The sequence below is a fragment of the Acidobacteriota bacterium genome (assembly GCA_038040445.1).
Lineage (GTDB): Bacteria > Acidobacteriota > Blastocatellia > UBA7656 > UBA7656 > Onstottus_A > Onstottus_A frigus.
Map to the genome: position 1 here is coordinate 37881 of JBBPIG010000018.1, position 22680 is coordinate 60560.

The 22680-nt window shown below is 56.2% G+C and carries 23 protein-coding genes; 13 read left to right on the top strand and 10 right to left on the bottom strand.

Annotated features, from left to right (window positions below; translation table 11 throughout):
* Positions 1-51: 51 nt before the first annotated feature.
* Positions 52-354, top strand: a complete 303-nt coding sequence (locus AABO57_18805; GenBank protein ID MEK6287773.1) for a type II toxin-antitoxin system prevent-host-death family antitoxin — start codon at positions 52-54, stop codon at positions 352-354.
* On the top strand, positions 351-632 hold the full coding sequence (locus tag AABO57_18810) for a type II toxin-antitoxin system RelE/ParE family toxin (GenBank protein MEK6287774.1): 282 nt from the start codon (positions 351-353) through the stop codon (positions 630-632). The genes AABO57_18805 and AABO57_18810 overlap by 4 nt, the downstream gene beginning before the upstream one ends.
* A gap of 35 nt (positions 633-667) precedes the next feature.
* Here the strand turns inward: AABO57_18810 and AABO57_18815 are convergent, their stop codons facing one another.
* Both AABO57_18815 and AABO57_18820 read right to left on the bottom strand, forming a co-directional pair.
* Positions 668-1054: a 6-carboxytetrahydropterin synthase gene (locus AABO57_18815; protein ID MEK6287775.1), complete on the bottom strand. Its 387-nt coding sequence runs from the start codon at positions 1052-1054 to the stop codon at positions 668-670.
* A gap of 18 nt (positions 1055-1072) precedes the next feature.
* A complete protein-coding gene (locus AABO57_18820) occupies positions 1073-2119 on the bottom strand; it encodes a zinc-binding alcohol dehydrogenase (protein MEK6287776.1) in 1047 nt (348 codons plus the stop codon).
* A gap of 430 nt (positions 2120-2549) precedes the next feature.
* Between AABO57_18820 and AABO57_18825 the strand changes: the two genes are divergently transcribed.
* The 4 genes from AABO57_18825 (at position 2550) to AABO57_18840 (ending at position 6721) form a co-directional block, all read left to right on the top strand.
* A complete protein-coding gene (locus AABO57_18825) occupies positions 2550-3566 on the top strand; it encodes an OmpA family protein (protein MEK6287777.1) in 1017 nt (338 codons plus the stop codon).
* Positions 3567-3810: 244 nt separating this feature from the next.
* Positions 3811-4770, top strand: a complete 960-nt coding sequence (locus tag AABO57_18830) for a VWA domain-containing protein (protein ID MEK6287778.1) — start codon at positions 3811-3813, stop codon at positions 4768-4770.
* A 311-nt stretch (positions 4771-5081) separates the two neighbouring features.
* Positions 5082-6230 carry a serine hydrolase gene (locus tag AABO57_18835; GenBank protein MEK6287779.1) on the top strand — a complete coding sequence of 383 codons (1149 nt, stop codon included), beginning with the start codon at positions 5082-5084 and terminating at the stop codon, positions 6228-6230.
* A gap of 185 nt (positions 6231-6415) precedes the next feature.
* Complete coding sequence (locus AABO57_18840; GenBank protein ID MEK6287780.1) at positions 6416-6721, top strand: panthothenate synthetase; 306 nt, start codon at positions 6416-6418, stop codon at positions 6719-6721.
* Between the two features lie 197 nt (positions 6722-6918).
* Here the strand turns inward: AABO57_18840 and AABO57_18845 are convergent, their stop codons facing one another.
* The 4 genes from AABO57_18845 to AABO57_18860 all read right to left on the bottom strand — a co-directional run bounded on the left by AABO57_18845 (position 6919) and on the right by AABO57_18860 (position 9390).
* The gene (locus AABO57_18845; GenBank protein MEK6287781.1) at positions 6919-7383 is read right to left on the bottom strand and encodes an RsbRD N-terminal domain-containing protein; all 465 of its coding nucleotides are present in this window, start codon (positions 7381-7383) and stop codon (positions 6919-6921) included.
* Positions 7384-7389: 6 nt separating this feature from the next.
* On the bottom strand, positions 7390-7746 hold the full coding sequence (locus AABO57_18850; protein MEK6287782.1) for a hypothetical protein: 357 nt from the start codon (positions 7744-7746) through the stop codon (positions 7390-7392).
* A 41-nt stretch (positions 7747-7787) separates the two neighbouring features.
* Positions 7788-8759 (bottom strand): hypothetical protein, encoded by a 972-nt coding sequence (locus tag AABO57_18855; protein MEK6287783.1) that lies wholly within the window; start codon positions 8757-8759, stop codon positions 7788-7790.
* 424 nt (positions 8760-9183) lie between these two features.
* On the bottom strand, positions 9184-9390 hold the full coding sequence (locus AABO57_18860) for a hypothetical protein (protein ID MEK6287784.1): 207 nt from the start codon (positions 9388-9390) through the stop codon (positions 9184-9186).
* Between the two features lie 137 nt (positions 9391-9527).
* On the opposite strand from AABO57_18860, the gene AABO57_18865 reads away from it, so the two are divergent.
* From AABO57_18865 to AABO57_18895, 7 genes are all read left to right on the top strand, one after another.
* Entirely contained in the window at positions 9528-9833 is a 306-nt protein-coding gene (locus tag AABO57_18865; GenBank protein MEK6287785.1) for a phosphopantetheine-binding protein, read from the top strand.
* 1 nt (position 9834) lies between these two features.
* Positions 9835-10179: a helix-turn-helix transcriptional regulator gene (locus tag AABO57_18870; GenBank protein ID MEK6287786.1), complete on the top strand. Its 345-nt coding sequence runs from the start codon at positions 9835-9837 to the stop codon at positions 10177-10179.
* Positions 10180-10226: 47 nt separating this feature from the next.
* The gene (locus AABO57_18875; GenBank protein MEK6287787.1) at positions 10227-11051 is read left to right on the top strand and encodes an ImmA/IrrE family metallo-endopeptidase; all 825 of its coding nucleotides are present in this window, start codon (positions 10227-10229) and stop codon (positions 11049-11051) included.
* Positions 11052-11882: 831 nt separating this feature from the next.
* A complete protein-coding gene (locus AABO57_18880) occupies positions 11883-12803 on the top strand; it encodes a hypothetical protein (GenBank protein ID MEK6287788.1) in 921 nt (306 codons plus the stop codon).
* A gap of 6 nt (positions 12804-12809) precedes the next feature.
* On the top strand, positions 12810-13484 hold the full coding sequence (locus AABO57_18885; GenBank protein ID MEK6287789.1) for a hypothetical protein: 675 nt from the start codon (positions 12810-12812) through the stop codon (positions 13482-13484).
* Positions 13432-14508, top strand: coding sequence for a nucleotide kinase domain-containing protein (locus tag AABO57_18890; GenBank protein MEK6287790.1), 1077 nt, complete (start codon positions 13432-13434; stop codon positions 14506-14508). Before AABO57_18885 ends, AABO57_18890 begins: the two co-directional genes overlap by 53 nt.
* Positions 14492-15544: a thymidylate synthase gene (locus AABO57_18895; protein ID MEK6287791.1), complete on the top strand. Its 1053-nt coding sequence runs from the start codon at positions 14492-14494 to the stop codon at positions 15542-15544. The genes AABO57_18890 and AABO57_18895 overlap by 17 nt, the downstream gene beginning before the upstream one ends.
* Before the next feature lie 42 nt (positions 15545-15586).
* Here AABO57_18895 and AABO57_18900 read toward each other — a convergent pair whose 3' ends face one another.
* From AABO57_18900 to AABO57_18915, 4 genes are all read right to left on the bottom strand, one after another.
* Positions 15587-17272 carry a carboxypeptidase regulatory-like domain-containing protein gene (locus AABO57_18900; protein MEK6287792.1) on the bottom strand — a complete coding sequence of 562 codons (1686 nt, stop codon included), beginning with the start codon at positions 17270-17272 and terminating at the stop codon, positions 15587-15589.
* Between the two features lie 44 nt (positions 17273-17316).
* A complete protein-coding gene (locus AABO57_18905; protein ID MEK6287793.1) occupies positions 17317-18624 on the bottom strand; it encodes a hypothetical protein in 1308 nt (435 codons plus the stop codon).
* Positions 18625-18949: 325 nt separating this feature from the next.
* A complete protein-coding gene (locus AABO57_18910; protein MEK6287794.1) occupies positions 18950-20896 on the bottom strand; it encodes a hypothetical protein in 1947 nt (648 codons plus the stop codon).
* Positions 20897-21110: 214 nt separating this feature from the next.
* On the bottom strand, positions 21111-22667 hold the full coding sequence (locus AABO57_18915) for a carboxyl transferase domain-containing protein (GenBank protein ID MEK6287795.1): 1557 nt from the start codon (positions 22665-22667) through the stop codon (positions 21111-21113).
* Positions 22668-22680: the final 13 nt, after the last annotated feature.

Sequence of the window (22680 nt, forward strand, 5' to 3'; positions counted from 1 at the left end):
CTATATTTGGAGCTGAATTCGAGTTTGATCTTCAAGGATGGTTTTGCAACAATGCGCGACGTCAACGTATCGGAAGGGATCGTACCTCTCGGCGAGTTCAAGGCTCGAGCATCCAAGATCATCGGAGAGCTAGCTGACAGCAAAGAGCCTCTGGTAATCACTCAAAATGGCAGACCTGCTGCGGTCTTAATGTCTCCAGCCGCGTTTCAAGAGTTGCGCGAGCGCTACGAGTTCCTCGAGGCCGTAGCCCAAGGCGTCGCCGACACCGAAGCCGGGCGCGTCGTGGATCATAAGAAGGTCCGCCGATGGCTCGATAGCTGGGGCGCGGATCGAGAGAAGGATGCGCCGAAATGAAACCGGTTTGGGCGCGAGCAGCAATCCGGGACCTGATTCACGCGCGAGAATACATCGGTCTTGAAAATCAAGACGCCGCCCGCGAGATCGCTTCGCGCATCGTGGACGCGACTGAACGCGTCATTCAGTTCCCCGAGGCCGGCCGCCAAGGAAGAGTCAACGGAACTCGCGAACTAGTTGTATCAGGCACGCAATACCTGATTGTCTATCGCTTGAAAAAGAACGCTGTTCATTTCCTCAGGGTGCTTCACGGGCGCCAGAAATGGCCGTCCGCTTAAACCCGCGACTCTCCAAGTCCTTTGGCCGTTCTTCTCTAAGTCTCGAACGACTCGCGGTACGAAGCGAACGACGAACTCGATTCCCACACGGTAACCTTTAGTCCTTCGATACCGGCCGTCCGAAGGACCGGAGCCAGCTTCTTGAAAATGTACCGGGCGACGACCTCGGCCGTGGTGTTCATCCCTGCAAGCTCCGCAACCTCGTTCAGATTGCGATAGTGGAGAGGCTCCAGCACCGAGATCAACTCAGCGCGAAGCCGCCCGATATCATAGAACGTTCCGGTTGAGTCAATCTCGCTGGCTTCGGCGCTGACCTCGACTCGGTAGGTGTGCCCGTGAAGACGTGTCGCCGGACCGAAGTCGCCGTTTAGCGAATGTGCGGATTCAAACTCGCCCACAATACCTATCTCAAATTTCTGCATAGAGCCTCACGGAATGCCTTAGTGCCTCTCGTAATCTAAAACAACCTGTATGACCTCGGCGGGCTGCTCGTCGATCAGATGATAAGCCTCGGCCGCGCGATCGAACGGCAGCACGTGGCTGATCAACTCGTCGAGTGACAACTCACTCAGGTATCCGACGGCGAGCTCTCGCCGGCGCGAAATGGTCCACCTCGGTGTGAGCGACGGATCAAGATTGGAGACCTGGGAGCTTTTCAGCGTCAGCCGCTTTCGATGAAAATCGCTGCCCAAAGCCAGGTCCGCTCGCTTCGTGCCGTACCACGAGACCACCACAACGCGACCTTCGGCAGCCGCGACCTTGACGGCCTCATCCAGAGCACGCGGTTGCCCGCTCGCCTCGATCACCACATCGGCTCCCGTTCCTCCGGTCAAGGCGGACACGCGCTCGGGAAGGCTTTCCGCTGAGGGGTCAACAACCAGATCAGCGCCGGCTGATCGCGACAACCGCCGGCGTTTCTCGTATAAGTCACTGGTTACCACCAGGCTCGCCCCCGCTCTGCGCGCCAGGTGGGTTATCAGCAAACCAACAACTCCCTGACCGATCACGACAACCCTTTCGCCCAAACGAGGCGCAGCGTCCAGCAAAGCATTCACGGCGGTCTCGAGATTGGCAGCAAAGATGCCGATGCGCGGATCAAGTTCCCGCGGAAGCCCGATCAAGACCGTCGCGGGAACTGTATAGCACGTTTCGTGCGGGTTGAATGCGAAGACCAGGTCGCCCTCGGCCCGTTCGGTGACGCCGCTCCCGACGTCGATGACTCGACCAACACTTGCGTAGCCGTACTTGACCGGAAAGCTGAAGCTGCCTTGAAGCGTAGGAAGAGTTGAATCGAGCGAGAGTTCCGGCGGAACTTCCCCGCGATAGACCATCATCTCGCTGCCGTGGCTGATGCCGGAGAAGAGCGCCTCGATGCGGACTTCGCCTGGACCCGGTGGCCTCGCGCTTGAGGTACGCAGCTCCACGATTCCTGGCGATGTGAACCAGACCGAGACCGCCGGACACTCTTGATCGAATTCCGAAGACATTGCGACTCCTCCTGAGGAGATGGTTTTTGCTAGCCGACCTGGCACGACGTATGAAAGTAATTCACCAACGCCCGAAAATGATGAAAAAAGTACACTGTTTCTCGATCGTTTTCCTCAACGAGTTTTAGTCAACTCCCTGAAGTGGTTAGCTTAACTCGCTTTTTGAATCGCTGCACGGTGGTTGCACGCTATTTCAGCGGATGATCCGGTTCCAAATCAATCTAGTTGCTCTGAGTTCGCCCCCTGTGCGCTGCCGGGGTAACGCCGAATCGTGGGATCTCGGCTTAGCCCCGGCGTGTGCGGCAATACTCGAACCGAATCTCTATCCATTCTTTGATAGGCCGACCTGGCTTTATTCTCCAGTGAAGAGGACGGTCTCCAATTCAAACGAAATCAATTTCAGCCCAGTTGCGGGCTGCAGGAGGATACTATGAAAAAACTGTCGAAGCTCAGTCCCCTCGTGGTGTTATTCATAGCGTTAGCCGTACCGGTTGCCGCTCAGCAGAACTCCGGTTCAAGCCGCGGCACTACGCAGGTCGCGTCCGGTGCGAAGATGAAGGTAAAAGGCATGATCCTCAAGCGCGAGGCCCAGGGTTTTAGACTGCGCGACATGGCGGGATCCGAGTTGATCGTGCGCCTTGCCGGCAACGCCAAGATAGAAGAGAAGAAGGGCAACCCGTTCCGCGGCAGCAAGAAGTTTAGTGAGGCCCAGTTGGTCCGCGGTCTTTATGTCGAGGTCGAAGGACGCGGAGACTCCTCGGGCGCTCTGGTCGCCGACAAGATCAAGCTCTCCGATAACGATCTTAGAGTTGCTCTCGCGGTAGATTCGACGGTGGCGCCAGTTGAAAACCGGCTTGGCGAGGCTGAGGAACGCGTCGCCCGAACCGAGCAGAATGCCCAGCGGCTCTCGGGTCAGCTTGACGAGTTGACTCAGGTTGCCAATCTCGCGAAGGGCGGAGCGGCAGCGGCCCAGGAAACAGCAGAAGTCGCTGTCGACGGCGTCAACAGGACTAACGATCGCATCTCGTCTCTGGATGACTATGAAGTGCGAAAGAGCGAAAGCATTAGCTTCAAAGTCGGCAGCGCAGTGCTGTCACCCGAAGCCAAGTCCATACTCGACGCCATCGCGACTCAGGCAAAGACCGAGAAGGGATTCGTGATCGAGGTGCGCGGTTTCGCTTCAGCGGATGGCGCCGAAAACTCAAATCGTGTTCTTAGCCAGCGACGAGCCGAGGCGGTCTTGCACTACCTTGCGGAAAATCACAACATTCCGCTGCGCAGGATAGTACTGCCGTTCGGATATGGCGAGGCCATGCCGGTCGCCGATAATTCCACTCGCGACGGGCGCAAACAGAATCGGCGCGTCGAGATTTCGATTCTGGTCAGCAAGGGTTTGACGAACCCGGTGAACGTCAATCGCTCTGTGAGCACGACCCGCGAGCGGTAGCACCCACGATGCGTAGAGAGAAGAGGCGTGACCCTGAATGCGGAGCGGCCTTCGAGTTCAGGTCACGCCTCAATGACGTTCGACAAGTCCAGTTTGTCGCCTCGGTCCGCTGCCCGCTGAGACCGCGACACACCGAAGTTTGCCGGACGCCTCGATTCGATTTTGAGTCTGACTGTCATCAGAGGAGTGGGACTTGCCTCTATCATTGTTATTCACAACTATGGCACTGTTGGCGAGCCTGGCTATGCCAATGCCAATGGCCGTGCTCATGTCCAGCGATCGGATGATCGCCGCCCAGTCGCCGCCTCAGACTAGCCCCGCGCAGAAACCGCCACAAGATCAGGACGAAGCCATTCGTTTGACGTCCCGACTGGTCGCCGTGCCGCTGTCGGCGTCGGACGCTACCGGGAAACCAGTCCGCGATCTCAGTGTTCAGGATTTTGTGATCGAGGAAGCCGGGCGACCGCAAACCCTCATCTCGTTGGGGGAACCGGGAAAGGTGCCTACCGAAATCGCCCTCCTTTTCGACATCTCAGGCAGCACTCACGGGCAGTTCACCTTCGAGCAACAAGCGGCAGTCCGCTTCATCAAACAAGTGCTCAAACCGGCCGATGCGGTGTCCGTGTTTTCGATTGGTACCAGGCCAAAGCTGATAAAAGCGCGCACCACAAGCGGTGAAGAGGCTACGAGCGGTCTGATGTCCATCGAGCCCCTGAAGGAACCTACGGCCTTCTTCGATACGGTGGTCGAGGCGGCGCTCTACCTCGGCAAGACCGCCGAAGCCGGCAGCAGGCGCGTGATTGTTGTTATCTCCGATGGTGAAGAAAACTATAGCGAGCGTTATAAGCTCGCCGATGCGCTCCGAGAATTGCAAAAGAATGATTGCCTCTTCTATTCGATCAACCCGAGCGGGTCTGCGTTGAGCCTGAATCAGGTGAGCGTGAGAGGCCAGAGCTTTATGGAATCAATGTCAGCGCAAACCGGCGGGAAGGCATTCGTTCCCGCAAAGATTACCGATCTCGAAGCGGTGTTCCATCAAATCGCAGAGGAGCTTCAGGCTCAATACTTGTTGGGGTACTACTCGACCGATGAGCGGGCGGATGGAGGATTCAGGCCGATCACCGTGCGCGCGCCAAAGCGCCCGGAGCTGCGCGTACGTGCTCGCCAGGGATACTACGCGCCGGGTTCTACCCCGAAGCCCTAAATGAGCGAGTCAACATTTCAGTCTGTGAGATGACGCTCAGATCACGAGCGCCCGCGTGTTCCGCCTGGCAGACTGCTTACCAATCTATCGCCACTACGGCACGAGGACACAAAGGAACACAAAGCCTGACTTGGTGTAGCTTCGTGTTTTTGTGTCTTAGTGGCGAGACCCTTTTTCAGCAGCCTGCATCCTGTGTTTCGACGAACGCCTTAACTCAATCTGACTTTACAATCGCCCTCGAATAGCGTTAAGTTCGCATCCCGCGTTGAGACAGCTTCACTCAATGACGCCGAAGCAAAAAGGACCAGACAATGAGACGAATATTGATCACCGCAGTCATCGCCCTGACGTTCCTTGCGAGCGTTGCCGTTGGACAAAAGCCGGCTCCGTCCTCGGCCTATTATCCACCGGCCGGGGATAACTGGGAGCGCCGGACCGCCGCTGAAGCCGGGTTTGACGCCGCGCTGCTCGATGAGGCAGTCGCGTTCGCGAAGACCCAGGAGACAAAGCAGCCTCGCGACTTCTCGACTCAGATCCAGACCTTCGGCGCATTGCTCGGGCCGCTGCCCAAGGAGCGCGGCGAAACCAATGGAATCATTCTTCGCAACGGCTACATTGTCGCCGAGTGGGGCGACACCCGGCGGATCGATCCCACCTACAGCGCCGCCAAGAGCTTTCTGTCCACGGTGCTCGGGCTGACGATCGATCGCGGGATGATCAAGAGCGTCGACGATCCGGTTCGCGCTTACATAAAAGACGGCGGCTACGACTCGCTCCATAACTCGAAGATCACCTGGCGGCATCACGCGAACCAGACGAGTGAATGGGAGGGCACGATGTTTGGCAAGTCACACGACTTCATCGGCGTCGAGCAGTTTGGCAGGGGACGCCGCGAGCCTCGCGAGTTGAAAGGGCCCGGCGAGTTCTATGAATACAACGACGTGCGCATCAATCGCTTCTCGCTCTCGCTGCTCACGCTCTGGAAGCGGCCGCTGCCTGAAGTGATCAAACAATACGTGATGGATCCGATTGGGGCTTCAACCACCTGGCAGTATCACGGCTACAACAACTCCGACGTGATGATCGACGGCAAGAAGATGACCTCGGTGAGCGGCGGCACGCGTTGGGGCGGCGGCCTGTGGATCAGCACTCGCGATGAAGCTCGCTTCGGCTACCTGTTCCTGCGGCGCGGCAAATGGGGCGAGAAACAGATCGTTTCTGAGAAGTGGGTTCGGATGGCGATAACGCCGGGACCCCTCGGGCCGGACTATGGATTCTTGTGGTGGCTGAACACACAAAAGAGACAGTGGCCGTCAGCGCCCGCTTCGAGCTTTGCGGCGATCGGCAACGGTACGAATACAATTTGGATCGACCCCGAGCACGATCTGGTTGTGGTCTGGCGCTGGCACCAGGCAAACGGCAACGAGCTCTTCAGACGCATCCTCGCCGCAATCAAGTAGGACCAAAACTAGACAGACGCGTTCGTAGTTCGGCCTTTAGGCGGAAAGTTCGTCGTTCAGAGTTCAAGCTTCAGCTTGCTTCCAGGGCTTTACCCGATCGAATCACGCAAGCTGAAGCTTGAACTCTGAACGACAAACTTCCCCCTGAGGACCGGACTAGTAACTTCACTTAAGGAGAGACAACAATGCGTGTACTGCTAACCGTCGCCCTTCCGCTTGAACCATTCAACACCGCCGTGAGGAATGGAACCGCCGGCGAAACGCTCAATCGAATCCTCGAGGACTCGAAGGCGGAGTCGGTCTATTTCACCGAACTGGACGGCAACCGAACCGCTATTCTGGTGATCGACCTTGAGCGCGCATCCCAGATCCCGGCGTTCGCGGAGCCGTGGTTTTTAAGCTTCAACGGCAACTGCCAGTTTCGAATCGTGATGTCGCCGGAGGACCTCGCGCAGGCGGGGCTTGAAGAACTTGGGAAGAAATGGGCCTAGGCGGGCCTGCTACTTGAGCGCTAGAGCTCGAATCATCGTCGTGTGTGTCCGTCGCTGCCGACGATCTTCAAGCGCCCGGACTAGCGCAGTTTTGTCGACGCGGCCCGGCAGCCGGTAGTGATATGCCTGCGCTCAGAGACCTTGTACCGATGCAATGCTGATCAATATAGGCATTGAGACGTGATTCGGGTGTTTGTTTAGCTATCGGTGGCTTCTGGTTGCGAATCGCCCGGAAGCTTGCTGTAGACCGAGATCGCATAAACCATCTCCTCATCCAAATAGAGGTTGAGTATCCTGGCGGCCCTATGCCATTCCTCAGCGTCAAGACCGCGCGATTCGTCGGATGAGATCACCAGCAGATGATCGAGCAAGGTTATCCGCAATAGCGACAGCTCGCGTATCAGATCGCGCCCCGTGTAACCTTGATGAAAGCGAGTGTAAACGTTCGCCCGGGCCTCATGACTGTTTCGCACGTCGGGCGTTTCGTCCTTTCGTATCAGTCTGCAAATCTCCTCGATGATTGCCGGGACGTGGTCTATCAGTTCCGGCTTGGATAAATTGTCGTCGGATTCAATGCTCGGGTCATCGCGTATGGCGTGGATCCAAGTCTCTATTAGCTGATCAATATGTGCTTCAATCTTTTCCGCTGTTGATTGACTCATAAAGTCTCAGCTCACTCTCGCGCACATCGCTAGCGTGCCGGCGTCCAGGCAAGCTTCAAACTCCATTCCTTGAGTCTCCTTGACGAAATAAAGGAAGCCAAAGATGTTTGCGATTCCTTCATCGTCAAAGCCTAGCTGCCTTAGCAACACGTCGTCGGCTCGAAATGTGTACGGGTATGGCAGTGTCTTGTAGGTGTATTGTTCGGCGTCAAACATCACCTGGATCATGTTATACAAATCCTTTAGAACCATGAATGACGTAATAAGGCAATTATAGTGGCGCTTACTGGCGCGCGTAAGGAGGAGGATGTAGTCTTCATTGTAATCATTCACAAACCGATCGAATTCTTTTTGAGAAACCATTGGCTATCCTTTGAGGTGTTCGTCCTGCTAAAGATTTGCCGTCAAACGTCCAGGTAATTGCATGATAGGTGCACCCTGATTGTTTTAACAAGCGGGTTGCCTGTTGACTGCTGCCGGTCTCTACTGCGGCGGCCAGACAAAACAAGCGGCAAAACAACCCGGCTCTTTCGGCCGCATTGCCGATCCGGTGAGAGCACAAAGCATTCGACAACTGAACCGCTTGCCGTTGGGTGCTCATTGTTACGACGCTTAATGCGATATATCTCTCCGCGAGAATAGAACGTACGCCATACTTCGTGTGCGACACCGATGCTGTAGAAGCGATAAGCGTCGTCCTTCAGGTCCTTGAACGCAGGCATGCTCGACAGAAGAGTTAGCGCTTCGCTCCAAAGACCCGACTCCAACAGCTTGCTGGCCTCCTTCAGCTTTCCCGAAGGCAGCGCGACGATCTCCGAGTAAACACGCGGGGAGAGCTGCGCCAGTATGAGACCAGCCGCGGTGTCCGCGAGTTTCAGGTAGACGAAATTCAAATCATCAAGCGAAGGAACGCTTGGACCGCCGCCAACTTCTCGCGCATCCGTGTAGACCGCGTCGAACCTGTCCGAGTAGAGAAGGATTCCGGTCGCGACGTCTGTGACTTCGCATTTGACACTCATTCGTGCCTCAAAAACGAGCGCCCGATATGGCACGTCGACGTATGTGTATTGGGGTTCGATGCGGGTGGCGCCGGTCTCGGGATCGGTCACGGTTGTTTGCCCGGTCTGCTGGTACTCCTGCCTTGTTCTGGTTTCAACCCCCGGCGACACGCTGAGATCAGTGATGGTGCAGGCGATCGAAGTATCCGCCGCGGTTTGCGCTGCCCTGAGTCTGGGATCGTTCCTCAACAGCGTTTGTTCGATGCTCTGTTGTAGAAACTCTGGCACTCGAGGAGTGACGGGCTTCGATGAGGTGACCAGTGTCTTAAACGCCGGTCCCGGCAGATATACACCGGGCGAAGTTCGAACTTCGATCACCGTCTTCCTGCCCGATGAACGTCGCGCACTTGCATCTAGAGGATTCGGCCCTCCAAGCTCGTAAGCGCAGACGAGCGGCGCACCATACGCCGCAACAACCAGGCAGCCGCTGAGTGTCAAAACGCAGGCTGACTTGGGCCAGGCAGCAATACGAGTAGCGAAGCCGAAACGGAAGCGAGTGTGCGCTATTGGACGCGCAGTGAGGCGCTGGACTCTGATAAGGCGCGGCATATGGACCTCCGAAGCGTTGAGGCCCCATCTGCGCTCAAGATCCTCTACCTCAGATACTCGATAAGCGCGCTGACGGTTACCGCCGAATTCGATCGCACGAAATGGTGCTTTGCCGAACCGGCTTTCCGCCTTCTGATCTCGGGCCACTCTTGTTCTTCTAAAGCACGTCGCTACGATTCGCTGCAGCCGAGCTTCACTTGGCGTTTGATTGATGTTTCGCGATCAACTCGCGAATAGCTGGCAGTAATTCTCTGGGAACTTCTATGACTGTCTTCGTGGGATCACTGAATACGGCCTCGTCTTCGGCGAGCGCTTCTCCTTCAGTCTGGCGCTCGTAGTGCGAGATCACGCTACGGACCTTCTCGTCGGTCCAGCCCTTGGGAAATCGATTGTTCTTCAATGGTCGCTTCCTCTTCCTGCGTCGTTTATACGCCTGCAATGGCCTTCCGTTCAACTCTTGCTCTGCTCTGCGCTTGACAATATCAACCCGAGCGATGTAAGAATTTCTTACGTGAGGTAAGAGAAGGAGGTCCCAACATGCTTTTAAGCCGAGATGAAGTCCGAACGCTCGTGATCTCAAGCATTCGTGAAGTTGCCGAGAACAAGAATGACGATCCAATCGTGGACGAGACTGATCCGATTCATGACCTTGGCCTCGATAGTAACGATGGAGTTGACTTCGCATGCGCGATCAGCGAGAAATTGAACTACGACGTCCCTGATAACATCAACCCGTTGGTTAGCGATAAACCAACCCGCCCGCGAAAGGTCGGCGAAATTGTCGACCTTATGTGCAACTTGCTGCAAGAGAGTGAACGACACGCTAGGGGAGATCGAAAGTAGAATGTCTGATATCGATCCGATTCGCACATCAATAGCCGCAAGGCTCCGAGCTGCGAGGGAACAGGCTGGCCTTTCGCAAGGCCAAGTCGCGAAATTGCTCGACCTCCACCGCCCCTCAATCTCAGAAATTGAAGCCGGTCGCCGGCGGGTTTCTGCTGAGGAGCTCTCTCGCTTGGCAGGCATCTATAACGTCAGCATCTCCTGGCTCACGGAAGAGAAATCGGAAGTCGCGGATCCCGCCGTCGAACTGGCAGCTCGCGAGTTGGCAAAGCTGAAGGGCGAGGATCTGGACCGCGTGCTTCGTTTTCTTCGTACGTTGCGGAAATCTGGAGGCAGTGAGAAATGATCGATCGGGAGCGGGTTGCAAGGAAGGCTCTTCGCAACGCGCTCGCGATGCGGCGACGGGTGTCCGCATCAAGATCTCAACCAATCTGTGTCTATGATCTTGCAGAACAGTTGGGGGTCGAGGTTATATTCCGTCCTGAGACTAGCCTAGGTGGAATGTATGTGAAAACGTCAGAGACAATTCTGATTCCCGCGAATCGGCCTCCTGGACGTCAAGCTTTTACGTGCGCACACGAGCTTGCCCACTGGCTGTTTGGACACGGAAGTCGAATCGAAGAAACTGCTGTCCTAGAAGAAGAACACCACAACAATTCCGAAGAGCGGTTGGCGAATTTCTTCGCGAGTTATTTGCTTATGCCGCCGTGGGCAGTCAGGGAAGCATTCAGTCGGCGTAACTGGATACCTCAGGCAAGTAAGCCGCTGCAGGTATACACAGTTGCGGGGCAGCTCGGGGTTGGCTACGAGACATTAGTCCAGCATCTCTACCATTCCCTTCAGCTTTTATCTTTGACACAGATGGAACAACTGCTTCGATCTACTCCGAAGCGATTGCGTCAGTCGGTCCTTGGGCACGACAACGCTCGTCATCTCGTCATCGTGGACCGCGCTTGGACTAAGATAGCCGTCGATTTGCAAGTCGGAGATTTGACCATCCTTCCGGCGAATGTCACACTCGAAGGCAGCAGCGCAAGTACTGTTGGCGATCATCCCCTGGGTGCGCTCGTCGAGGCGCGGCTGCCAGGTATTACTCGTGTCCATGCTTGTGATGGCTCGTGGGCCACATTCGTTCGGGTATCTCGTAGAGACTTCATCGGCAGAAGCATCTACCGGCACTTGGAGGATCCCGATGTCGAGTACTCCCAATCTGATTAATGAAACAAACCTATCGCGGTCGTGGGCGCGGGCTTTACTTACGGTGTTAGACAACAGCCGAAGTGACTTGGCTCCTTTAACGGTCTCGATTGCGGACTTCGACGACGGTTTACCAGTCGAAGACGCGCGCATCCGCTCCGCTCTCGAAAAGTCCTTGGCACGGTCGGGAAAGTTCTCTTGTGACGTTTCCGCAATGGTGATATTCCCTTTCAAGGCATGGACACGAAGAGGGCGACCAGACATAACAACATTCTCTGAGTTCTATCTAAACAAGTATCTCCCGAGACTTCGGGCGCTCGATTGCCGCAACAGAAGAGGAACCTACTTTGAGCGCATGATTTCCTTCCAAGGTGTAAGAGGCAAGAACGGAAAACTCTTGAGCGAGCCGAAGAACCAACTTCAACACATAATTGGTTTGTGGCCTAAGGATGGGTCTCGGCCGAGGCCCCGTCAGTCAGCACTTCAGGTCGCTTGCTTTGATCCGGTCAGGGACCACAATGGATCGTCTCTCAGCGGCTTTCCATGTCTTCAACAAGTGAGCTTCACGTACGATAACTCTGGTGGACTTGCGGTGAACGCCTATTATCCTACCCAGTATATTTTTGACCGTGCTTACGGGAATTACCTCGGGCTGTGTCATCTGGGTTATTTCATGGCGTCACAGTTTGGCCTCGCCATGGTCAGACTGAACTGTTTCATTGGGCGCCCGGAGCGAGGCGATATTACAAAATCCGCTCTGGCGGAATTAAGAAGTATGATAAGTGATGTACTTGGTTCTCATTGAGAAACCACGAGGCAATAGAAGACTAGCCACGGAAAGGTTGTCGACGCATGTCATTCTGGAGCACTGAGAAGATACTCCAAAAGCGGGTCTTGACGGAACTGATCAAACCCTTCGACCTCAAGCGACTCAAGCACGGTGCCTATGAATTAGCTTTGGGCCACGAGGCACTGATAACCAGCGAACCCACTGGCTTGAAGCAAAAGCTTGAACCCGGAGAACAACTCTTAATTCCTCCTGGACAGTTCGGCATTCTCCTGACTGAGGAGATCGTATCTATCCCGGCCTACGCAATTGGTTTTATTTCAATCCGGTTCAGTATCAAGTGTCAGGGACTCGTGAATGTATCCGGCTTCCACGTTGATCCCGGTTTCACTGGACACCTGAAATTCGCCGTTTACAATGCTGGCAGCCAGAGTATTTTTCTCACACGCGGTGATCGTGTGTTCATGATATGGTTTAGCGATTTGAGTGAAGCTACAAGGGATCTTTATGATGGCGAGCATTCTAACCAAAACGAAATTACCTCTGGGGACGCGCGGCTCTTGCACGGGGAGGTCGCTTCTCCAGCAGCGCTCAAGAAACAAATTGAAGAACTACGTAGCACCATCGCTCAGCAGGTGGTTACGCTCGGGGACGAGCACAAGCGGCAGGTCTCTGCGCTTGAGGATAAGACCGAACAGCGGATTAGGGCACTGGACGACAAGATTGGAACCTGGAGGACCTTTACCATAACCTTCTTCTCTGCAATAACAGTTCTAATACTCGGGACGATACTTAGTCTGGTTCTTGGTCTATTTACGAAGCTCTTTCCTCCGTCCCCTGCACAGTCTAACCCGGCGATTCATGAACCGCAGCCGCAGGATTCTACAAAGGATTTGAATAGTGAGAACCCTTCTACCAATCGAGACCGCACTTCCACGGACACGGAAGACAAAGGTCGATCGGTCAAACCAATTCCTAGGAGATGATCAACAATGTGTGAACCGGGAAAACTGTTTGTCTTTGAAGGGCCCGACAACTCCGGTAAAACGACCCTATCGATAGCCTCTGCGGAATACTTTCGAAGCAAGGGGATAGAGTGCGACTATTTCGCTTTTCCAGGAAGAGAAATCGGCACTCTCGGAACCCTAGTTTACGGATTGCACCACGACCCCCAATCTAGGGGCGTTCAAGCGATAACCCCGACGAGTCTTCAGCTGCTACACATCGCGGCTCATGTTGATGCCATCGAATCCAAAATCCTGCCGGCACTTAAGATCGGCCGGAACGTTGTGCTCGATCGATTCTGGTGGTCGACGCTAGTGTACGGAAGAGTCGCGGGAGCGAACCGAGCCGCGCTTGGGAGGATGGTCGACTTGGAGCAAGCTTGCTGGGCGAATCATTCTCCAGAAGGAGTCTTCTTGATACAACGTTCGAACCCTATTACCGCTCCCGCAACAGATGACTGGAAGGCAGTTTCTCAGGAGTACGCTGAGGTTGCCGCGCAAGAGGCTAATCGCTACCCGGTTTGGTACGTCGAAAACAACGGTGGTTTTGCGGACGCACTGTCACAAGTTGTTAAGCATATCTACCTCGATAGGGAGTTAAGTGAAGCCGATGGCTCGACGACAGCGGACAGATACTATCATCCAGCTTCAACTGAGGCTTAAGCAGACTGTCAAACGGACCCCCGTCATATTCACGCGGCTTGCACCTGCCAAGGTGACGGTAGTATATGACACTTACTGGCGGTTCGCGGCGGAACGCCAACGAATCTTCTTCCAGCGAGTGAATGGCGAAGCGCCCCCTTGGACTGACGATCCGACGCTACGACAGTATAAGTTCACAAACGCCTATCGAGCATCTGATCGAGTGAGCCAATACCTAATTAGACGCGTGATCTATGAGGGTGATCAATCGCTAGAGGAAATCGTCTTCAGAACGCTGCTATTTAAGTTTTTTAACAAAGTTGGGACTTGGGAACTGCTCGAGCGCGCATTCGGAACTGTATGGTCTACTGACTATTCCGTCAAACACTACGGCTCAGTATTAGAGAGGGCTCTGAGCACAGGAATTCCGATATACTCCGCCGCGTATATCATGCCATCGGGCGGGAGATCTCTCATCCGTGAGAGAAAACACTGCATGCACCTCAAGCTCCTAGAACGAATGATGCGGGACAAACTACCAGATCGTTTGGCTGATGCTCACTCAATGAAGGAGGCTTTTGAATTGCTACGCTCATATCCCACAATTGGTGATTTTCTCGCATATCAGTACGTGACGGATCTCAACTACAGCACGATACTGAACTACAGTGAAATGGAGTTTGTGGTTCCAGGACCCGGCGCTCGCGACGGAATCCGCAAATGCTTTGAGGATCTTGGTGGATTGAATGGAACCGAAATTATTAAGGTGATAGCGGACAGGCAGGAATCGGAGTTTGAACGATTAGAGCTACCATTTCAAACTCTTTGGGGTCGGCGGCTGCAATTGATTGACTGCCAGAATCTCTTTTGTGAGGTGGACAAGTACTCACGGATAGAACATCCTGAAATCTCAGGCGTTACCGGACGAACGAGGATCAAACAAAGATATCGAATCAGCTCCGCCCCTATTCCATATTGGTACCCGCCCAAGTGGGGCCTGAACGAGCGCATCAAAGAGGGTGGTCAGTATGTTTCGAGTATTTGAGGGCAGTACCGCTGATGAAGTTTGGGCAAAAGCTGCATCTGCGTTTCGGCGTGGTGACGGAACAGATCAGTCGAGCCGTGCGGGGGACACGCGTGAACTCCTGCACTCGGCCATGTCCATCTCCAATCCGATTCAAAGATGGGTGATTTCTCGAGTTCCAGCGATCAATCCAGCTTTTGCAATTGCGGAAACAATTTGGATCATGACCGGCCGGAACGATTCGGCATTCCTGAACTACTTCAATAGACGCTTGCCAGAATACGCCGGACACGGCGACACATATCACGGCGCCTACGGTTATCGCCTTCGCCATCACTTTGGTATCGATCAAATCGAGCGAGCTTATCAAGCATTGAACTCGAAGCCTCACACTCGCCAGGTCACTCTCCAGATTTGGGATTCAAGGATTGATCTTCCCAGCCCTACCGGTCAGGAAGCCTCGCCCGACATACCCTGCAATGTTGCTTCAATCCTCAAGGTGCGTCGCGGCAGACTTGAATGGATGCAAATCCTTCGGAGCAACGACCTATATCGTGGCCTCCCTTATAACATTGTCCAGTTCACAACCCTTCAAGAGATCTTGGCGGGATGGTTGGGCATTGGCGTAGGCGAATACAATCAGATAAGTAACAGCCTCCATGTTTATGCTCGAGATCTTCCCAGGATCGAGAAAGCTAGCTTGACCGGATCCCTCGCGGACGTACGCAACACAGACTCTCTGACGCTGCCCAAGGACGAGTCTGAAAAATCGTTCGCGCAGCTTAGCGAGAACGTCCAGACAATCATCGATCAACGTATTTCCGCCGAAGCCTTAATGCTAAACGTCCGGCGAGTAAGCCTAGGGCAGGCTTTCCGAAACATGCTATGCGTTCTCTCAGCCGAGGGATCCCGCCGCCGCGGCAGTGTAGATATTGCGCGGGAAATAATGGCCGAGTGTTCAAATCCCGTCTACAAGGTGCTATTTGATCGCTGGCTCGATCGGGTCTTAGGAAACTCCAAACCACTTTCGGAACAGAATGACAGGGTAATGGTGTGAATGAGAAGTTGGCCACTGACGTTGTGACGCTTCCAATCCGAATCAACTCCCCGTCACTTCAATCTTGATCACCGACTGTCGATGGCCTTCGATGTGGCGCGCTGGATGATTCGAATTGCAAGTCCAGATGCTGCCATCCTTGCCGAACTCAAGCTCTCGCGTGTAAGTCACCCGAGTCGGCATCGGAATCACCGTCAGCTTTTCAGTCTTCGGATCAAATCTCATCATCGTGTCGCTGCCCGCGCCGCATATCCAAATCTGGCCCGTGCGCCGATCGACGTTTATCGCATACGGAATGTCGTCTCCCTTGCCCGGGAGCGAATACTTCTTCCACGCATCTTTCTTTGGATCGTAGCTGCAGAAGTCGCCGCTGCCGTAGCCCGGTATCCATACGACTCCATCACCCGCCACCTCGAGACGGCGGGGACCATAGACCGGCGGCTTCCACTCGGTGATCTTGCCCGTCGCCGGGTCGATCACTCCTACTCGTTGGCCGTTCAGCTTCGTGTACCAAACCTTACCATCCGGCGCGATGTCGATGCCGTAAGGAGTGATCCCTCCAGTCTCGCCCATCGTCGGGACATTAGAAGCTTGCTCAGGTTTGAGCAGTTGATACTGCTTAATCGTCAGCGTCACCGGGTCGAGCCTGAAGATCGCGTTCATCGCGGCGTCGGTGTACCAACAGATGCCGCTCTGATCGAAGCGCAATGTGTGAGGATAACCGCCTCGCTTGCCGCCTTCGCCGCTCTCGATCAACAGAAACTCTTTCGTCTTGGTGTCGAAGCGGGCCATCTTGCCGCCGAGCGCTAACGTGATCCACATATCGCCGTTCGGGGCCTTCTCAATCGAATGCGGCCCTTGCAGAGGATAGTCGCCCGAGCCGTCCTTTACACCGCCCGGAATCGAGTAAGACTTTCGCTCGCCGGTTTTTGAATCGACCGTGCGAACCGCGTCGTGCACCATATCGACGAGGTAGATCAATCCGTCATCGCCGATTTCGAGGTCGTGCATCAACGCGTTGTTCTCGTGCCCGACGGGCCACTCGGTGATGACGACGTTGAGCGCGTCGCCCGAGGGAGCGGGCGGCGGCGTGTAAGCGGGCCAGTTGGCTTCCGCGCCTTGCTTGTAGGTCTCGTACAACATTCCGGGTAGAGCCTGCTGAGTCTGCTTATGAAGGGTGCGGAAGCTTCCGAACCCGGTGCGGCTGCCCATCACATCGCGGACCATGACTTCCCAGTCTGCTTTTTCTCGAGGAGCGCGAAAGCCTTCGGTGCCGACCTGATGGCAGTAAGCGCAAGCCATTCTGAAATTCAATCGCGCTTCGTCATTCGGCCATTTGATCAGGCGAATGCGGTCTACGCTTGTCTCCTGCATCTTCGGATTGGCGGCCGGTTTCAGATGAAATGCGACGGGTGCGTTGCTGCCTGACTTGTAAGCGACGTTCGTGAATTCATCCTCGAAGCCGGGCAGGCGGGCTCGCAGCTTGTAGTCGCGGTTCATGAGCCCCGGCAGCTTGAAGCGCCCGCCTGGCTTTGTGAAGACGGTGATCGTCTTGTCTTCGACCGCATCGAAGGCGGTGATCATCACGCCGGAGAGCGGCTTCTTCTGCGCGTCGCTGGCGAAGCCGGCGATCGAATAGGAGCTCGCTCCGCTGCCGGTTGTCGCGGGTATAGCGAGACTCAGAAAGAACAAACTGAAGCCAAGCAGTATAGACTTTTTGAGCGGCATGGTGGGTTGCTCCTTTGGTACGACTCCGCTGGAACGCGGCAGCGTCACTTCCTTTTTCGGACTTCGGCTACAACTGCCTTAGCTTCCTGGCCGCCTGCCGCTGACAAGCTCGCATCTTCAGAACCGTCTTCTTTAGCCGTCGCCGATGAGACCAACTGCGGCGAGGGGTTTCCCGTCGGGAACAATCTGAAGTCGAGCCGCGATTCCACTCTCTCCTTCAGTCCGCCAATTCCGGTCGCTCGACCAAGCAAGCCGCCAGCCTTGCCGGAGGTCTTCAACAGCGTGATGTCGGTGTAGAGAATGTAATCACACGCTTTCCGCTTGGCCTCGGCTTCGATGTCAGCCGGGGTGCGCGAGTCAAGAGGTACCGCGTCGATATCTGACTCGATTATGTCGCCGATAAGCCTGCTCCGCAGCATATCCACCGAAGGCGAGCGGTCAGTCTTGTTGCCGACCCAAACCACTCCCACTCGAACCGTGCCGGGCCGCTTGGCACCCGCGGTCATAGCGGTTTCGGAATCCGGTTGGGCAGTCGGCCGGCCGCTGGTGATCGATTCGACCGAGGGCATTCCCATCAGAGCCTGATAATCCTTCGCTTCGGTGTAGCCGGCCGGCACTTCGAACAACGACGCCTCCAGCGGCGTGGTCGTTAGTTCCACGACTTCCGTGGCAGAAGTGGATGTCTGTCCTCCATCGAGGTAGATAGTCGTGGTCACAAGAACCGGATATCCCAATTTGCCCGTGCCGGACCTCTTGAAACGGACCTCATCCTTACAATCGGGCCTGGCGCCTTGTGGCGCCGAGGCAACCGGAGCCCCGTCCATGTCACAGTTGAAGCTGAAGTCGAGATCGATGTACCAGCCATCTGTTTCCATTCGAAACCGGGAAGGATTGCAGGCGTCCGGGCTGGACTCGACGGTCATCGAAGTCTTGATGTGACGCGCCGTGAACCCGAACAACTTCTTGCGCTCGCCCGTGTCGTTGATAGCCGAGATGTAAGTGACCACTCCGCCGCGCCGCGTCGTAGTTGGCTGGCTCGGGGCCGCAGATTGTTCTTCACCGGTTGTAGCAGTGGGCGACGCGGTGGCCATCGGCGTTACCATGTAGGTCCGGGCCTTGTCGTTGATTTGAACGGTCCGCTTCAGATCACACTGAATTAAGGTGACCATCTCGAAGCCTGCGCCGAAGCTTTGGCTGGAGCGTTGGCGTGCGCCCTTGATGTAGATCGTGCCTTCGCTGCTATTTCCCGGCGAAGTGTTTTTTGTTTTCATTTTGATGTCGGCCGAGGCGGAACTGACCACCACGAGCGACAGGATTAGTGCAAATATCTGCGTTGCCCATTTCCTTTGCATGAAAAACACCCTCCTTGTTCGAATGATGAAATCAGGGTTGCCGCTCGACATGTAACGGCGAATCCGATAGCAGCTTCTCATTAACACCCAACTTTTCAGTTGGGTGTCGGTGAATCACCGGTCGGTCGCAACTGTTTTAACGGTTTTGCCGCCTCGTGGACGTGGCGAAACTGTTGAAACAGTTCGGAGATCCGCGCTCCACAAATCACCCCTAATGAGAGGACAACTAATCATAGCAACCTCAGCGAGACTCTGCCGGCTCGCGAGACTCTGCCTTCTGCCTTCTGCCTTCTGCCTTCTGCCTTCTGCCTTCTGCCCTTCTGAGTCATTGAGGACGGCGCCCGAACTGACCACCACCGCGGCCCGCGCCGAAGCCGTTGTTCGCCGAATCTATCGCAGGCACGCCAAGCACCCCTCGCACCATCGTGAGCCTCACAAGGATCCTCGGTTCGGCGAGTTGAAATCTTTCGGTCAGCAACTGCGCTCTCTCGAAATCGATCCTGGCAAGCGACGCCAGCTCCGCGCCGTACCGCATCACAATGCTTGTCAGCGAACCGCCGCCCTTGAGCGGCAATTCGCCCTCCTTGAAGATGTTCACTTCAAACCCGCTGAGTATCGCCGCGGCCGAAAGAAGCTCGTTGATCTGGTTGATGCCCGGCTCCAACGTTTCGAAACTGCGCGCGGGGTCCAGCGCCGCATAAGCGTGAGCCACGTTCACCTGCGCTTCAAACTGACCGTAGTTGGTTGCGCGGCGCGTGACCAGGCCTCGCGCCTCATCGAGAAGCTGAAGCGCAAGCTTCGGGTTGTCAGCTTGCAGGTTGCCGGCGAACTGGAGAAGCAGCGACAACCGTTCCTCATCCGACTGAGCCCGGTTGAGCGTTTGACGTATCTCATCCATCTTGTTCGGCGCGGATCGCACCGCCTGCTTGAGCTCGACTGTGTGCAGCATGTTGGTGCGCGCCGTTCCCTCAAGATGCTGGTTAGCTATGTCACGAGCGCGTTCGGGATTGCCTTCGTCGAGAGCCTTGATCGCGGCCTGCTGATACATCCGATTCTGCATTCCCTGAGGCGCAGAAGGAGCGGCAGCCATCAAGCTCTCCGATGTTCCTTGTTGCATGAGGTTGGCCATCTGACCGAAGGCGCCGCGCGGGTCATTGTCCATGCCCATTTGAGTCAGCTTCTGGCGCAGGGCCAGACTGCGTTCGGGGAGATACTTGTCGATTTGCGGCTGCAAGCTCTGCAAGCCCATCAGCAACATTCGCGCGTTAGCTTGCAGAATCTCCGCTTCACTCTGCGGCGCGGCGGCTGCGCCCGCGCCCGGATTGTTAGGCCGGCCGCGAAAGCCTCCCGGCCCGCCGCGCGCCTGAGTGTTTTGCGCTTGCGGCGTCGCCCGAAACGCCGCCGTGATCGTCGCGGCCATCACGTCGCGAAAGGCCGATTCAGCCAGGAGCTGATCAGAACTCCCGACAGCCGGTTGCGAGCCGTCACCCGGTTTCTTTTCCGCGCGCGGCCCGGGGCGCAACAGATTCAGCGAGAGCCGCGCGGCATCCTGCTTGGCGAGAAGCTCCTCGGGCTGCAGTTTCTTAACCAACTGGTCTGAGAGTTTCGTCGCCGCTTCGGCGTCTTTTGATTGAAGCTGCGAAAGCACCTTCGAAAGTGACGATGGGTATTCCCCCTTATCAAGCCAGCCTTGTGCGTTCTTAAGCGCCGTCTTCGGATCGTTGGCCGCAATCGCCGCGACGAGGCTTTGCTCGAGGCCCGTTTGTGGGTCCTGCCGCCTCCCGCCCGGACCCGTAGTGGCCGGCGGCGCCGGCATGGTTTGTAGCAACTGATACGCAAACTCCCCGTTGTGCCGGGCCACCGTCATCACCAGTTCCTGTCGCAGCTCGAGCGCAATGCGATTAGCGTTAGCGGACCGCCGGGCATTCCGATCATTTGCCGGATCATTGGCGGGATCATTTCGCCGCATCATATCGGCGATGCCGGCGCCGGCTTCGCCAAACAGCGCGCGCGCACGCGCTTCATCACGATCCCACAGCAAGTCTCCGGCAGAAATCTGGATGTAGATGCGATTCTCTGGAAGCTTGAGCACCCCGGCCTCGCCAACGATTTGTTCCAGTAGCAGAACGGCTTTCTTTTCCGGCGTGAGCTTCTCTTTGTCGGTTTGCTCGGCGGTTTGTTGACTGGAAGCGTCCCGGGCGAAAGAGGCGGGGACAGATGGGAGCAGGATTATCAATGCGATCAAAAGAGCAGCGACATTCTTTGGGTTCATCAGGTTCTCCAGAAAAGGCTGGCAAGGCGGCCGCGAGGCACATTCATAGTAGCTCATGCGCGAACCCCGTATCCAGTTGGTTGCGAATTGAAGAAGCAGTGACCGTTCCTTGCGTCCTTTGCGAGTCTTTGCGAGCTTTGCGCGAAACGTGTTGATCAGTGTTGATCAATGTTCACGCAAAGCCCGCAAAGACTCGCAAAGACACAAAGAGGACTCAAGGTCGAAAACCACGCGCCTTTGGCCCGAGTTGCGAAGGCAACAACTCATAGGCAGTAGCTACCCACTCACAGAGCAGCCGTCGAGTGTCGCGGGGATCGATGATCTCCTCGACGCCGAAAGCTTCAGCAGTGCGAAACGGCGAGCGTAATTCATTCAGCCCTTCTTCAATTTCCTGGCGGCGGGCCGCGGGATCGGGAGCCGCCTCGATCTCGCGCCGATAAGCCGCCTGCACGCCGCCTTCGATCGGCAACGATCCCCAATCTCCTGAAGGCCACGCGTACCGAAGGTTAAGCCCTTGGGCGTTGCCGTGAGCGGCGCCCGCGACTCCGAACACTCTTCTCAAGATAATCGACACCCACGGCACGGTAGCCTGATACACCGCAGCCATCGCTCGCGCGCCGTACCTCGCGGTGCCCGCGCGCTCGGCCGCGGTGCCGATCAGGAACCCCGGCTGATCGACAAAGTTCACCACCGGCAGATGAAACGTATCGCACACATCGACAAACCGCGTCATCTTTTCGCTGCCCGGCGCGTCGAGCCCGCCGCCGCCTTGTTGAGGATCGCTTGCGAGCACGCCGACCGGATACCCGTCGAGCCGCGCGAGGCAAGTCACCAGCGGGCGTCCGTAGTAGCGGGCAATCTCAAAAATCGATTCCCGATCGAACACCAGGCCGAGCAACCGCCGCACGTCGAAGCCGAGCCTTCGATTTCGCGGGATGATCGAGATCAGCTCTTCTTCACGGCGATCCGGATCGTCACGTTCGGCGGATCGCGGCGGAACTTGCCAGACGTTGGAAGGGAGATAGGAAAGAAACCGGCGGATTGCGGCGAACGCTTCGTCTTCGCTATCGACCTCGTTGTCTACCGCGCCGCTGCCGTGAGCATGAATGTGTGACCCACCGAGTTGTTCCTTGGTCACCTTCTCGCTTACGCCGCGCTCGACAACCGGCGGTCCCGCTACGAAGAGCTGGCTTGTGCCTTTGACCATCAACGAAAAGTGCGAGGTAACAACTCGCACGGCGCCGAGCCCGGCAACTGATCCCATGCAAGCTCCGATGACCGGCACTTCAGACATCAACGCCACTACTATGTCCCACGCGGGATTCGCCGGCACATAGGTGCGCTGCATGGTCTCGAGCGTCTTGACGCTGCCGCCCCCGCCCGTGCCGTCTACCAATCTGATGATGGGCAGCCTCAACTCACGCGCTAGTCTTTCCGCGTAGCCGGCTTTGTCGCCCACTCGCGCATCAGCCGCGCCGCCGCGCACGGTGAAGTCGTCGCCCGCAACTACGACTCGCCGTCCATCAATGCGCCCGGTGCCCATCACGAAGTTCGACGGGATGAATGAAACCATCTGCCCGTCTTCGTAGGCGGCCTGGCCCGCCAGCGCGCCGATCTCGTGAAACGATCCGGGATCGAGCAATCGGTCGATTCGCTCGCGGGCGGTGAGCTTGCCGCTGGTGTGCTGGCGCTCGACGTTCGCGGGGCCGCCCATCTGCATTGCGAGTTCGACGCGGCGTTTTATCTCGTCAACTTCGGGTTCCCAGGTCAAGAGTGCGCCTCCA